The organism is Hirschia litorea (assembly GCF_042665075.1).
GTDB lineage: Bacteria > Pseudomonadota > Alphaproteobacteria > Caulobacterales > Hyphomonadaceae > Hirschia > Hirschia litorea.
The window spans coordinates 738,525-752,996 of record NZ_JBHTBR010000002.1 but is presented as its reverse complement, the minus strand read 5'-3'; the positions used below and the strand labels follow the sequence as shown (position 1 = coordinate 752,996).

11 protein-coding genes and 2 tRNA genes are annotated in these 14,472 nt (G+C 44.8%); 8 read left to right on the top strand and 5 right to left on the bottom strand.

The window, feature by feature from the left end:
• Positions 1-24: 24 nt before the first annotated feature.
• Both glnA and ACFQS8_RS03520 read right to left on the bottom strand, forming a co-directional pair.
• Positions 25-1,428 carry a type I glutamate--ammonia ligase gene (gene glnA, locus ACFQS8_RS03525; protein ID WP_382165764.1) on the bottom strand — a complete coding sequence of 468 codons (1,404 nt, stop codon included), beginning with the start codon at positions 1,426-1,428 and terminating at the stop codon, positions 25-27.
• A gap of 108 nt (positions 1,429-1,536) precedes the next feature.
• Positions 1,537-1,875, bottom strand: a complete 339-nt coding sequence (locus ACFQS8_RS03520; RefSeq protein WP_382165762.1) for a P-II family nitrogen regulator — start codon at positions 1,873-1,875, stop codon at positions 1,537-1,539.
• A gap of 380 nt (positions 1,876-2,255) precedes the next feature.
• Here ACFQS8_RS03520 and ACFQS8_RS03515 point away from each other — a divergent pair, with 380 nt between their 5' ends.
• From ACFQS8_RS03515 to ACFQS8_RS03480, 8 genes are all read left to right on the top strand, one after another.
• Positions 2,256-3,791: an NAD(P)H-hydrate dehydratase gene (locus ACFQS8_RS03515; RefSeq protein WP_382165760.1), complete on the top strand. Its 1,536-nt coding sequence runs from the start codon at positions 2,256-2,258 to the stop codon at positions 3,789-3,791.
• A gap of 45 nt (positions 3,792-3,836) precedes the next feature.
• A tRNA-Leu gene (locus tag ACFQS8_RS03510) sits at positions 3,837-3,920 on the top strand.
• Positions 3,921-4,100: 180 nt separating this feature from the next.
• A complete protein-coding gene (tig, locus tag ACFQS8_RS03505; RefSeq protein WP_382165758.1) occupies positions 4,101-5,441 on the top strand; it encodes a trigger factor in 1,341 nt (446 codons plus the stop codon).
• Positions 5,442-5,704: 263 nt separating this feature from the next.
• Positions 5,705-6,325 carry an ATP-dependent Clp protease proteolytic subunit gene (locus ACFQS8_RS03500; RefSeq protein WP_382165756.1) on the top strand — a complete coding sequence of 207 codons (621 nt, stop codon included), beginning with the start codon at positions 5,705-5,707 and terminating at the stop codon, positions 6,323-6,325.
• A gap of 203 nt (positions 6,326-6,528) precedes the next feature.
• Positions 6,529-7,797, top strand: coding sequence for an ATP-dependent Clp protease ATP-binding subunit ClpX (gene clpX, locus ACFQS8_RS03495; RefSeq protein WP_382165753.1), 1,269 nt, complete (start codon positions 6,529-6,531; stop codon positions 7,795-7,797).
• Between the two features lie 207 nt (positions 7,798-8,004).
• Entirely contained in the window at positions 8,005-10,416 is a 2,412-nt protein-coding gene (gene lon / locus ACFQS8_RS03490) for an endopeptidase La (RefSeq protein WP_382165751.1), read from the top strand.
• Positions 10,417-10,582: 166 nt separating this feature from the next.
• A tRNA-Val gene (locus ACFQS8_RS03485) sits at positions 10,583-10,657 on the top strand.
• 186 nt (positions 10,658-10,843) lie between these two features.
• Positions 10,844-11,791, top strand: a complete 948-nt coding sequence (locus tag ACFQS8_RS03480) for a TraB/GumN family protein (protein WP_382165749.1) — start codon at positions 10,844-10,846, stop codon at positions 11,789-11,791.
• A gap of 74 nt (positions 11,792-11,865) precedes the next feature.
• On the opposite strand, the gene ACFQS8_RS03475 is transcribed toward ACFQS8_RS03480, so the two are convergent.
• The 3 genes from ACFQS8_RS03475 to ACFQS8_RS03465 all read right to left on the bottom strand — a co-directional run bounded on the left by ACFQS8_RS03475 (position 11,866) and on the right by ACFQS8_RS03465 (position 14,292).
• Complete coding sequence (locus tag ACFQS8_RS03475; protein WP_382165747.1) at positions 11,866-12,063, bottom strand: zinc-finger domain-containing protein; 198 nt, start codon at positions 12,061-12,063, stop codon at positions 11,866-11,868.
• Between the two features lie 91 nt (positions 12,064-12,154).
• Positions 12,155-13,504, bottom strand: a complete 1,350-nt coding sequence (gene glmM, locus ACFQS8_RS03470; RefSeq protein WP_382165745.1) for a phosphoglucosamine mutase — start codon at positions 13,502-13,504, stop codon at positions 12,155-12,157.
• A gap of 122 nt (positions 13,505-13,626) precedes the next feature.
• Complete coding sequence (locus ACFQS8_RS03465; protein WP_382165743.1) at positions 13,627-14,292, bottom strand: chromophore lyase CpcT/CpeT; 666 nt, start codon at positions 14,290-14,292, stop codon at positions 13,627-13,629.
• Between the last annotated feature and the right edge of the window lie 180 nt (positions 14,293-14,472).

The following is a 14,472-nucleotide window of genomic DNA, read 5'->3' as shown; positions in this document are numbered from 1 at the left end:
TAAGTTCTAACGAACTCTAAGCAATTAAGCTTTGTAGTACATGTCAAACTCAACCGGGTGAGGGTGAAGTTCTAGGTTCATGACTTCTTCCATTTTCAGTTCGATATATGCATCGATTTGATCATCATCGAACACACCGCCAGCTTTCAAGAAGTCACGGTCTTTATCCAAGGCTTCAAGAGCTTCGCGTAGTGAACCACACACTTGTGGAATAGCAGCAGCTTCAGCAGCAGGTAGGTCGTATAGGTCTTTATCCATAGCATCACCCGGGTGGATTTTGTTTTGGATACCGTCAAGACCAGCCATCAGAAGTGCAGCAAATGCAAGATATGGGTTTGCCAATGGGTCAGGGAAACGTGTTTCGATACGTTTAGCTTTAGGGCCGGCACCGTAAGGAATACGAATAGAAGCTGAGCGGTTACGTGCTGAATAAGCAAGCATAACAGGTGCTTCATAACCTGGTACAAGGCGTTTATAAGAGTTTGTTGTTGGGTTTGTAAGCGCGTTCAATGCTTTGGCGTGCTTAATGATACCACCGATGTAGTAGAGGCATGTTTCTGAAAGGTCAGCATATCCGTCACCAGCGAAAGTTGGCGCACCATCTTTCCAAATTGATTGGTGCACGTGCATTCCAGAACCATTGTCTTTGTACATTGGTTTTGGCATGAAAGTCGCTGTCTTACCGTAAGAAGCAGCAACGTTGTGAACGACGTATTTGTATTGTTGTACGCGATCAGCCATTTCGATCAATGTGCCGAAGACCATGCCTAGCTCGTGTTGAGCTGGAGCAACTTCGTGGTGTTGCTTTTCTGGCTTCATGCCGAGCTCAGCCATAACTGAGAGCATTTCAGAGCGCATGTCCTGACAAGAATCGATTGGCGGTACTGGGAAATAACCACCTTTAGGGCCTGGGCGGTGACCCATATTGCCTGTTTCGTACTCTTTGTTTGTGTTTTCAGGTAGTTCTGTTGAATCGTAAGAATAACCTGTGTTGTTTGGCGCTACAGACCATCTAACATCGTCAAAGATGAAAAATTCTGGTTCAGGTCCAAAGAAAGCTGTGTCACCAACTCCAGTAGACTTCAAATAAGCTTCCGCTTTCTTTGCTGTCATACGTGGGTCACGGTTATAGGCAGTCATTGTGCCTGGGTTAAGGATGTCACAGTTAATGACCATTGTTGTTTGCTGGTAGAATGGGTCAATGTGAGCAGTAGAGGCATCAGGTAACAAAACCATGTCTGATTCGTTGATGGCTTTCCAACCAGCAATAGATGAACCGTCAAACATTGTTCCGTCTTCAAACATTGCCGCGTCCACGGCATCAGCAGTAAAGGTTACATGCTGCCATTTACCTTTTACGTCTGTAAAACGTAGGTCGACGAACTGAACGTCTTTTTCTTTGATCAGTTTTAAAACACTCTCGGACACGGGGTCACTCCTCTATTAGTGTATATTTTGACATCCGTTTAATCGCGGACACCATATTCTAGGATTCTGTGTAAGAAACTTTGTTTTATTCGCTCGGTGCTAGGAGCGTTAGATTGCTTGCTCACCTGTTTCGCCTGTGCGAATGCGAACGACTTCGGAAATATCGGATACGAATATCTTTCCATCACCAATTTTTCCTGTTTGGGCAGCGCTAGAGACGGCCTCAAGTGCAGCATCAAGCTGGGAATCAGCAACAACAACTTCGATTTTAAGTTTTGGAAGAAAATCTACGACATATTCAGCGCCACGATACAACTCTGTATGGCCGCGCTGACGTCCAAAACCTTTTGCTTCAATCACGGTCATGCCTTGAAGCCCAACTTCATGCAGCGCTTCTTTTACTTCGTCGAGTTTGAATGGTTTGATGATCGCTTCGATTTTTTTCATTTTCAATCACACCTTGATAGGCCCTGTCAGAAATTTTAAGGCCCCTTTTTTACGTTGGGCGAGTTCTGCCGCCTTGTATGCGCGAACAAGATTGGCCTGAGTAGTGAAATTCACTTGAATCCAAGCCCTACGCTTAAGTTGCACAATAATTATGCATCGCAGCCTAATACTTAATCACTCGAATTGCCAGACATGAAACTTGGTGAAATTCAATTTATTATAAAGAAAGTTTAAGCGCGAGAGGCCTTGGTTTTAAAGGTGTTCTGGCGAAAGAGGTTGAAATGGACTTCTATATGTTTTCGTGTTGGCATCAAAATTGAGTAATTTAAACATACTATAACTACTCAAAACGTCAAAATGATTCCGGAGACAATGCAACCATGCGCATTATTAGCGTTAATCAGATGAATGAGGCTGATAGAAGAACATCAGAATTTGGGCTGTCTGGAGCTAGTCTAATGGATGCTGCTGGGCGTGCGTGTGCTGAAATGGTGCACAACACATGGCCTGACGGACGGGTAATTGTGTTGTGCGGTCAGGGCAATAATGGGGGAGATGGTTTCGTCGCCTACCGGTATTTAGAGCAGCTGGGACGCCAAGTTTCTCTCTTTTTGATCGGAGACGTTGGTGACTTATCAGGCGATGCTGAGGGGGCGGCTGAGCTGGTTCTGGATGATATTCAGGCAGCAAGCGTTTTGCTGGATAAAAGTGAAAACGACAGTTTTGAATTAAGTGAAGGTGACGTTGTCGTTGACGCAATGCTTGGCGCAGGCAATTCGCGGCCACTGGAGGGAGAATTCCTTCAACTCGTGCAATTGATAAATGCTACTAAGGCTCATGTTTTAAGTATAGATGTTCCGACTGGTGTGCGAGGTGATACAGGTGCGCTATCTTCGGAAGCTATTTGTGCAGACATAACGGTTACTTTTAATGCGCTTAAAACAGCGCATGTTATAGAATCAGCTGCCAGTTTGTGCGGTGCTATAAGTGTCGTGGATGTTGGTATTTCAGAAGAGACTCTCGCATATGTTGGTGATGAGATTTTTCTCAATCGGCCTGATGTATGGGCGGACAAATTGCCGTGGCCAACAAGAAGTACGCACAAACATCAACGCGGAAGTTTAGGGGTAGTTGCTGGTGAGGCCGGGAAAACAGGAGCAGCTAGATTAGCCGCAAGGGCGGGACTGCGTGTAGGCGCGGGTCTTGTGACATTGCTAGGGCATGCGAGCGCTATTCCTGAGATGGCGGCTAGTTCGCTAGCGGTGATGACGAAAGATTATGCAGACATAGATGAGCTTTACCTTCTGAGCGCCTCACAGTCTGGGCTCGTGTTTGGGCCTGCTGCTGGTGTAACTGAGGGGACGCGGTTTAAAGTTGCGTCACTTTTGCAAACTGGCGTGCCCATCGTTCTGGATGCAGATGCTTTGACTGTTTTTAAAGATGACCCTTCATTTTTGTTTGGGTTGCTGCACGAAAAATGTGTGTTGACCCCTCATGAGGGCGAGTTTGAAAGTTTGTTTCCCGGATTGCTTGCGGAAGTTGGAAATAAAATAAATGCAACGAGGACTGCTGCAAATATTGCAGGATGCGTTGTTGTATTGAAGGGCGCTGACAGTGTTATTGCCTCTCCAGATGGAGCAGCGCGCGTAAATGTGCATGGTTCTCCATTTCTAGCTACGGCGGGAAGCGGGGATGTGCTTGCAGGAATGATTGGAAGTTGGATGGCTCAAGGCGTGTCCGCATATGATTCTGCCTCTGCATCGGTGTGGATACACGGTGAAGCATCTTTATCTGGCGGTGCTGGATTAATTTCTGAGGACTTAATGGATTATTTCCCGCGTATTCTAACGCGCATTTATGAGGAAATTCGGCCTTCCAATGTGCTTTGGGAAAGAAAAATTGAATTTAGCACTTGAACTCTAGTGTAATCTTAGAGTAGAGACGCTGCTTCCGGCTCGTTTGCGGGTATGGCGGAATTGGTAGACGCACTGGTTTTAGGTACCAGCGCTTATGGCGTGGGGGTTCGAGTCCCTCTACCCGCACCAGCCGGAAAATGGTTCAAATTCATAGCAATTCCCCAATGGACACAGGGCGTCCTGTGTGACATACCACCCGCCAATCTTGCGCGGCGCTTGGTTCCTTACGGGGCTATGATTGCTGCCTTTCATTTCACCAAACCCTGAAGGCATTTACGCTTGGGGCAAATAGATTTTGAGGAATCTGTGATGAACGTCACTGAGACCAAGTCCGAAGGGCTGACTCGCGAATATACGGTTGTTATCTCAAAAGATAACCTAGCTGAAAAACTTGAAGCTAAGATGGCTCAACTGCGTCCGCAGATGAACCTAAAAGGTTTCCGCCCTGGTAAAGTACCTTTGGCGCACATTCGTAAAACTTACGGAAAGTCCATCTTGGGTGATATCATTCAAGAAGAAGTGACATCCTCTTCGCAAAAAGTCCTTGAAGATAAAGAAATTCGTCCGGCAGCGCAGCCAGCTATTGATCTTACATGTGATCAAGAGAAGTTGATTGAAGGACAAGCTGATCTAGAATACTCCATGAAAGTGGAAGTTATGCCAGATTTTGAGCCTGCTGATCTAACAGATTTAGAGCTTGAGCGTCTTGTTGTTGAGGCGACTGATGCTGAAGTAGATGAGGCTCTTGAAAAGCTTGCTGAATCTAACAAACAGTTTGAAGCACGTGGTAAAACTGCTAAAGCTCGCGAAGGCGACGCTGTAGTTATCGACTTCTCTGGCTCAATTGATGGTGAGTTGTTTGATGGCGGTACTGCTGAAGGGCAAACTATCGTTCTTGGAGAAGGGCGCTTTATCCCTGGGTTTGAAGACCAATTGGTTGGTGCGAAAACAGGTCAAGAAGTTGAAGTTAAGGTAACATTCCCTGAGGATTACCCTGCTGAAAACTTGGCTGGTAAAGAAGCTGTTTTTGCTACGAAGGTGAATGAAGTTCGTGCGCCGAAGAAAGCTGAAATAGACGAAGAGTTTGCAAAAGGTCTTGGAATTGAAGATCTTGCGACTCTCAAAGACCTAATCAAGAAAAATATTGAACAAGAGTTGGCTAGCGGATCACGTCAGCGTTTGAAGCGAGTTCTTCTTGATGCGCTTGATGAGCGTCACAGCTTTGAATTGCCTCCTGGGATGGTTGAAGCTGAATTTGAACAAATCTGGCGTCAGTTTGAAGAAGAGAAAAAAGCTGATCGTCTTGATGAAGATGATAAAGCAAAGAGCGAAGACGATCTTAAAGCAGAGTATAGAAAGATTTCGGAACGTCGCGTACGTTTAGGTCTTGTGCTTGCTGAGATTGGTCGCATCAACAAGGTAGAAATCAAACAAGAAGAAGTTTCTCGTGCTTTGAACATGGAAGCGCAACGCTACCCTGGACAAGAGAAACAAGTAATCGAGTTCTATCAAAAAACACCAGCTGCTATGGCTCAGCTTCGTGCGCCATTGTTTGAAGAAAAAGTAGTGGATTACATTATCGAGCGCGCAAAAGTGACAGATAAGACTGTGACACGTGAAGAGCTTGAAAAGGCGCTTGACGAAGAATAGAAATCTCTACAATAGAGAATTATATGAAAAGGCCGTTGAGTAATTCATCGGCCTTTTTTTGTTTTTTATGCGTTCGCATACTAAGAGTTAGTATTTCTCGGTTTATGTTGGGAGATATGTGTAATATTGAGGTTAAAGTGCCTCTGTGCACAGAGAAAATAGTATTTCGGGTCTTGCGCGATTGGGCATGAGACCAAATATTGATCGAAACATCACGAGTCGCGTCGGTCTTGACGCGGCGACAGCCAAAGACTGCGAATATAATGCACGACCCAATTGAAACAGCGATGAACCTAGTGCCCATGGTGGTGGAACAAAGTAGCCGGGGCGAGCGCGCCTACGATATTTTTTCCCGTTTGCTGAAAGAACGGATCATTTTTGTCACCGGCCCTATAGAAGACGGCATGGCAACGCTAATTACTGCGCAGCTTTTGTTCCTTGAATCAGAAAACCCTAAAAAAGAAATCTCGATGTATATCAACTCCCCAGGTGGAGTTGTGTCCTCTGGTTTAGCCATCTACGACACAATGCAGTACATTAGTTGTCCTGTATCTACAGCTTGTATCGGTATGGCTGCTAGCATGGGGTCGTTGCTCCTAGCTGCTGGTGAAAAAGATATGCGTTTCGCGACGCCTAATGCACGCATTATGGTGCACCAACCTTCAGGCGGCTATCGTGGAGTAGCTTCTGATATCGAACGCCACGCAGAGGAAATTATCGACATTAAACGTCGTTTGAATAATATTTATGTTAACCACACTGGCCAAGATTACGCTGCGATCGAGAAAAAACTTGACCGCGATAGCTTTATGACAGCTGAAGAAGCTGTGAAATTTGGCATTGTGGATCGCGTATTCGAGAAACGTTCTGTTTCTGCTGAATAGTTTTTTAAGGCGTTTGTGTTTTACTCGCGCCATAATTTAGCTTTGAATGTCGGTTTTATATTAATTGAATCGTCAAAGCTGTAGTCTATCCTTCCGGTTGATCGGGAGGCCTTTTGGAAACATTAGGAAGACTGAAAATTGCACATGGGTCGCTTTGGAGGCAGGGATTGTATCTGTCAGCGGCCCCACAAGTTGAGGTGTCTATGACCAAGAACGCATCAGGTGGAGATAGTAAGAGCACACTGTATTGCTCCTTCTGCGGTAAAAGCCAGCACGAAGTAAAAAAACTGATTGCGGGTCCAACCGTTTTCATTTGTGACGAGTGTGTTGAACTTTGCATGGATATTATCCGTGAAGAGAATAAGACAACCCTTGTTAAATCAACTGAAGGTGTGCCCACTCCGCAAGAAATTTGCGATGTACTAGATGATTACGTAATCGGCCAAGCTAAAGCTAAGCGTGTGCTGGCTGTTGCCGTTCATAATCACTACAAACGTTTGAGCCATGCTTCTAAGAGCCCTGAGGTTGAGCTAGCTAAATCAAACATCCTACTCGTCGGTCCGACAGGTTGTGGTAAAACACTTCTCGCTCAGACGTTGGCGCGTATTATCGATGTGCCGTTTACAATGGCAGATGCCACGACATTGACTGAAGCTGGTTATGTCGGGGAAGATGTTGAGAATATTATTCTTAAATTGCTCCAAGCATCAGATTACAACGTTGAACGTGCTCAGCGCGGTATCGTTTACATAGATGAGATTGATAAGATTTCTCGTAAATCTGATAATCCATCGATCACACGAGACGTGTCCGGAGAGGGTGTGCAACAAGCACTCTTGAAAATTATGGAGGGTACTGTCGCGTCGGTACCTCCGCAGGGTGGCCGCAAGCATCCACAACAAGAGTTCTTGCAAGTGGATACTACAAATATGTTGTTTATTTGTGGTGGAGCATTTGCTGGTCTCGACAAGGTTATTTCTGCGCGTGGGCAAGGTTCATCTATTGGTTTTGGTGCGGTCGTGTCAGACCCTGATGAGCGTCGTGTTGGTGCAGTTTTGCAAGATTGTGAACCAGAGGACCTCGTAAAGTTTGGGTTGATTCCAGAATTTATTGGGCGTCTTCCAGTGATTGCAACTCTTGAGGACCTTGATGAAGAGTCTTTGGTTGAGATCCTAACTCAACCTAAGAATGCTCTTATGAAGCAATATCAGCGCTTGTTTGATATGGAAGATGTGCAATTGACATTTTCTGAAGATGCTCTTCTGGCTGTTGCCCGTAAAGCGATATCACGGCGCACTGGTGCTCGTGGGTTGCGTTCAATTCTCGAGGCAATCTTGCTTGATACTATGTTTGAATTACCAAACCTTCGCGGCATAGAAGAGGTTGTTGTTAATTCTGAGGTCGTTGAGGGGCGTGCAAAGCCACTTTATGTTCATGGTGAAGCAAAAGTAGAAACTGGTGAAGCGTCCTAATTCGGGCGGTACTGGGATATTTTACAGCAATAACTGTGTTTATCTAAAATTATGCGTCCGTCATGGGTTGAAGCCTGTGGCGGACGCATCCACATTTAAGACAAGAAATGCTGATCCGTATAAGGACAGACATTTTAGTAAGAAGTAACAAAACCAAGATTAAAGGCATATCGCTTTTGCGAAATGACGGTCTTGTAGGAGAATTAAATGGCAGAACGTAAATCACTCCCTGTCCTACCACTGCGCGATATTGTTGTTTTTCCACACATGGTGGCTCCGTTATTTGTGGGGCGCGATAAATCAGTGAGAGCACTTGAAGAAGTGGGCAGTGAGGGTGGAGAGATTTTGTTAGTTGCGCAGCGTGATGCGGGAACAGATGATCCGGCTGCTGAAGATCTCTTTGAGACAGGAGCAATTGCTACAATTTTGCAGTTGTTAAAATTGCCAGATGGTACTGTGAAAGTACTCGTAGAGGGCAAGCAACGCGCTAAATTATGTGAGTTGGTCGATCAAGGCGACTATTATACCGCCAATGTAGAGATGATTGATGAGCCTGTCGAAGAAGAGGAAGGTGAAGCGTCTGCATTGATGCGCACCGTCATCGAGCAATTCGAAGGCTATGTGAAGCTCAACCGCAAAATTCCTCCTGACACTGTGGGTAATGTTTCTCAAATCACAGACCCAGGCAGGCTTGCTGATGCTGTGTCAGCTCAATTGTCAATCAAGATAGCTGAAAAACAGGAATTGCTTGAACTTTCGAGCGTGTCTGAGCGGCTAGAAAAAGTATACGCGCTGATGGAAGGTGAGATTGGAATGCTTCAAATGGAGCGGAAAATCCGCAACCGTGTGAAGCGCCAAATGGAAAAAACTCAACGAGAATATTACCTGAACGAGCAAATGAAAGCAATTCAACGCGAGTTGGGCGATCAGGGCGAAGAAAAAGATGAATTGGCTGAATTAGAAGACAAGCTAAACGCTCTTGAACTGTCGGATGAAGTGCGCGCAAAAACTGCTGCAGAATTGAAAAAACTTCGCCAGATGAGTCCGATGTCGGCTGAATCAACAGTTGTTAGAAATTATCTGGATTGGATTATTGCTCTACCATGGGGTGAGCGCAAAGAGGTCAATACAGACCAAACTGTTGCTGAAGATGTGCTTGAGGGCGACCACTACGGTTTGGAAAAAGTCAAAGAGCGCATTCTAGAATATTTAGCAGTTCAATCGCGAACTAAAAAGCTACGTGGACCCATATTGTGTTTGGTTGGGCCGCCAGGGGTTGGTAAGACATCACTTGGTAAATCCATAGCAAACGCTACTGGACGTGAGTTTGTGCGCGTGTCTCTTGGTGGTGTACGTGATGAATCTGAAATTCGTGGTCATCGCCGAACTTACATAGGCTCAATGCCTGGGCGTATTATCCAATCATTGAAGAAAGCAAAAACAGGTAACCCTTTGTTCTTGTTGGATGAGATTGACAAGTTGGGGCAGGATTACAGAGGAGACCCTTCGGCTGCTTTGCTTGAAGTATTAGACCCTGAGCAAAACTCAACATTCAATGATCACTATCTTGAAGTTGATTATGATCTATCAGACATCATGTTCGTCACGACAGCGAATTCATTGAATATGCCGCAACCTTTGTTAGACCGTATGGAGATAATCCGTATTGCCGGCTATACTGAAGATGAAAAGTTGGAAATAGCGAAGCGCCACTTAATTCCTAAGATTATAAAAGATCACGGTCTAAAAGAGGGTGAATGGAGCGTTACCGACGGTGCGATACGAGACTTGGTACGCTATTATACGCGTGAAGCTGGTGTGCGTAGTTTAGAGCGTGAGATTGCACGTTTGGCTCGTAAATCGGTTCGTGAAATTGTTCAAAATGTTTCTCTGTCCGTGACGGTTACACAAGAAAACTTGGCGAATTATTCAGGTGTACGTAAATATCGGTTTGGTTTGTCAGAGCTTGATGATCAAGTTGGTGCGGTAACAGGGCTTGCTTGGACTGAAGTAGGTGGTGAGTTGCTTTCTATTGAGGCTGTTCAAATGCCTGGACCGGGCAAAATGACTGTGACGGGAAACCTGAAAGATGTGATGAAGGAATCCATCTCGGCAGCCAATAGCTTGGTGAAATCGCGTGCAGCGTCATTGGGCATACGTCCTACTGTGTTCAACAATACAGATATTCACGTTCACGTGCCCGAGGGTGCAACGCCTAAAGATGGTCCATCGGCAGGTATAGCCATGACGACAGCAATTGTATCTTTGCTGACCAACAATCCTGTGTCCCGTGATGTTGCTATGACTGGTGAAGTTACATTACGAGGCCGTGTTCTTCCTATTGGGGGATTGAAGGAAAAGCTTTTAGCTGCTCTTCGAGGGGGCATAAAAACTGTCCTCATTCCGCAAGAAAATGAGAAAGACATTGCGGATATTCCTGATAATGTAAAGGAAGGGTTAGAGATTGTGCCTGTATCCACAATAGAGCAGGTTTTAGCACGAGCACTTACCTTGCCAATTACACCTGTGGATTGGACAGATGCGGATGATGCGCATTTTCGAGCAGGATTCGGTCGGAACGGCCCGGAGAGTGGGGCAAACCTACCTTCACCACACTAATCAACAAAAATCTAAGTTTAATGGCTTCCTAAAAAGGGGCTATTGAAGACAAAAACCTCCTTCGTTAAATCGGGGAGGTTTTTTTATGAAGTTTCTTCATTTTTTTTGAATTTAGGCGTTGCAGTTCTAGAGAAACATGTATATTTCATGGCTCTTCAAGTGGTTAGGGCGATTAGCTCAGCGGTAGAGCATCTCGTTTACACCGAGAGGGTCGGCGGTTCGACACCGTCATCGCCCACCACTTGAATATTCCTTTCCCAAAATTAACCGCTAATGCGGAGCCGCGCTGATGATGAGATATTTAATATTTCAATCGTTTATACGCGTTTGGCTTTAACATTCCGATAGATGCAAGTTTCCAGTTCACAGTGCTGGTTGTTTCCAATTTACCTGTTAAATTGGTTGATAAGATATTTTGGAGTTCTTTATGTTGAAGCAATTTTTGAGCGTCAGTGCCACGGTGATCGCTTGTTTAACTTTGCCCGCGTGTTCGCAAAAAATTGAAAAGGAAGAGGTCAGTGTTTCCGAGCCTGTTGTTTTAAAAGCTGCTGCTTTAGAGAATGGTGAGGGGCCGGCGCTTTGGAAAACTGGTGATGCCGATACAACTGTTTACTTGTTCGGTACTGTGCATGTCTTACCGCCAAGCCTCCAGTGGCGTACGGAGGCCTTTGAAACAGCATTTAGTCGATCTGATGTAGTCTATTTTGAGGCCGATGTCTCAGGTGAAGATGCATCATTAGCACGGGCTGTGGCAAAATTAGGTTTCATGCCAGTTGGCAAAGATTTGTTCTCATTGCTAAACGCTAATGATGCTGATGCGCTTAAAGTGGCTGCTGCGGAATTGAATTTTCCGACGGCAGCTGTAGCTAAAATGCAGCCTTGGTTTGCGGCGATGATGATCGTGATGCAAGCAATAGTGGCAGAAGGGCAAGACCCTGAGTCCGGTGTTGAGAATATCCTTGTCCCTGAAGCAAAAATTGCAAATAAAGAGCTAAGGTATTTTGAAACTGCCGAACAACAATTGTCGTTTATGGCGAATTTGGATGAAGATGTCCAAGTCAATTTATTGATGGAAACCGTGCGTCAAATAGAAAGTATTGGTAGTTCCATTATCGAAATGGATAATGCGTGGGTTGTTGGAGATATAGCGACGCTAGAAAAAATCGTGCTTTCTGATCCATCAATGGCATCTGAAGAACTAATGGATGTGATGCTTGTAAAGCGAAATGCAAATTGGACAGTGGAAATCAATAAACTTATTGAAAAAGAAGAGGGTGTTTTCTTTATTGCTGTAGGAGCAGCCCACCTTGTCGGTAAGGACTCTGTCGTTTCCATGCTTAAGGATGCGGGAATATCGGTGACACGCGTCCAATAAATACTTGTTTTGATAGATGTTAAAAAAGGCGCTTTCAAATTGGAAGCGCCTTTTTTGTAATTTGAATTTGAAAACTATTTAGTTGGATCTAAAGAGCTTCCTTTGCGAACAAAACGTCTGTCGCAATATTTGCATTCCACAACATCGTCTTCCACCATATCGTACCAAACAATTGGATGACCAAGTGCGCCGCCACCGCCATCGCAAGATGTTTTATGCCCATTAATTACAATGACTTCGTGATCTATTTCTGTGTCTGTGGTGTTTATCATAGTGATTCTGTTTCAAACAATATGGCCAAGGTGTTGCTACCTAAGTAGTGTGCGTTGTGTGCATACGTCAATGTGAAATTAATTAGCCGTTTTATGCTATGCTTTCTTTGACGGCAGTCACAACATCTTCTACGGCTTTGTTCATCAAGCTTTCTTCTTCGGCTTCGGCCATGACGCGTATGAGAGGTTCCGTACCGGATTTCCGAACGACAAGGCGACCTTTGTCTCCAAGTTCTTCTGAAACTTTCTTGATCACAGCTTTAACGTGTTTGGTATTTAGAGGGTCTGCGCCTGTGTAGCGTATATTGTCTAAACGTTGCGGTGCTCGGTCAAAGACATGTGCAATTTCCGAGACAGGTTTGTCTGTTTTACAAATTACAGCGAGAACTTGAAGTGCGGCGACTAAGCCGTCTCCGGTTGTTGCAAAATCACTCATAACAACGTGGCCAGATTGTTCACCGCCGAGATTTACACCTGCTTCTCTCATATCTTGTACGACATAACGGTCACCAACTTTAGTCCGTCTTAGTTTTATGCCTATGGATTTTAAGTATTTCTCTAGTCCAAGGTTTGACATGACTGTTGCTGAAATCGCGGGTTTCGATAGTTTGTTTTCTTCTTTCCAGCTTTTTGCGATGAGACCCAATACTTGGTCACCATCGATAATTTGGCCTTTTTCGTCGCATAACACGACCCTGTCGGCATCCCCATCGAGTGCGATCCCGATATCCGCCCGATACTTCAATACGGCTTCTGAAAGTGCTCTTGTGTCAGTTGAGCCGCATTCTTCGTTGATGTTGAAACCATTTGGCGAGACACCGAGAGAAATAACTTCAGCTCCAAGTTCGTATAGGACTTTAGGCGCAACTTTATAGGCGGCACCATTGGCGCAATCGACAACTATTCTAAGGTTGGAGAGACGTTGGCGGCGCGGGAAAGTTGCTTTCACTATTTCTACATAGCGCGATTGCGCGTCATCAATCCTGCTTGCTTTTCCAAGTTTTGCTGAAGCTGCAAGGTCAGCATCCATGGGGCGCTCCATAAGAGCTTCAATTTCTAATTCTGCATCGTCGGATAATTTGAACCCATCTGGTCCAAATAGCTTTATGCCATTGTCTTGATAGGCATTATGAGACGCGGAAATCATTACACCTAGATCAGCCCGAAGTGATCGTGTCAGCATAGCAACACCGGGTGTGGGGAGCGGACCGAATAACACAACATCCATACCTGCAGCTGTGAAACCTGCAGTTAAAGCCGGTTCAATCATATAGCCTGAAAGACGTGTGTCTTTTCCGATAACGACGGTGTGTCTACGTTCGGTATCTGATTTAAAGTATGTCGCTGCCGCCATTCCAAGACGCATAACTATTTCTGGAGTCATTGCGCCAGCATTCGCTTGGCCTCTAATTCCATCAGTTCCGAAATATTTGCGCGTCATAATTATCGTTCCATAAATCAAGCATCTAACTGTTGGATATTTGCATATCTTTTGCAGAACTGAGTATCAGGCGGAGAAGGGTATTAAAAGTGGAAATTTCCTACCGTTGAGCATTCGGCAATTTATTCCTGAGGTTTTATAACGTCTAATGTAAGAAGTTCACCGATTTTTGAGCCCCATAAAAACAGTCCTGCCTCATCGAATCCGCGCTCACTTATTTGAAGCATTTCGGATGTTAATCGTGCCTCGGATTCGATGCTAATGTGCATTTGGCGACGTTCTGAAAATAGTTTGCAAGTTTTTGGATCAACGTAGCCTGTCCATTCGTCTGAGTTTACCTTGCGCCATATTTGATCGCACCCATCTTCGAAATAGTCCTCAAAATCAGTCACTTTTAATTCGTTGAGAATATCTTGTTTAAGCCAACCATTTACATAGCTTTCTGGAGTCTTAAGGCGGTAGGTAATTAGCACAAAATTACTGCTGTGCTCGATCTGCTTTAAATGGTTTAGGCGTTGGCGATAGAGTGTCTGCGGATTACCTTTATCGAGTTGAGAGTAGTACCAAATACCTTTTAAGTGTGGAGAATGAACTTGGACACGTCTGTCTACTAAGCCGGGACTATCGGCATCATTTGCAATCTCGAAATGTCTTATCAAAAGTTCTGAGAGTTCATGGATATTGTTGGAGGCATTGTTTTTCTCCAAGGACCCAGCTGTAGAAGTACAAGCAGTCAAAGAGAGGGTAGCGATTGCACAATAAGTTAAAATCGGAAGTAGGCGTTTCATATCGAAGTATCCCCATGTATTTTTAAATGATATATTCTTTGTGGGTGCTGGCAATAGATGGCTTGAAAACTATGAAATAAAACAACTGGGCGGTCTAAATGCCGGTTAAGAAGGGCTATATTCGTTGTGAATGACACTTATCAACGAAACGCCCCTTTTAACGAACGTGTTTCACCCTTA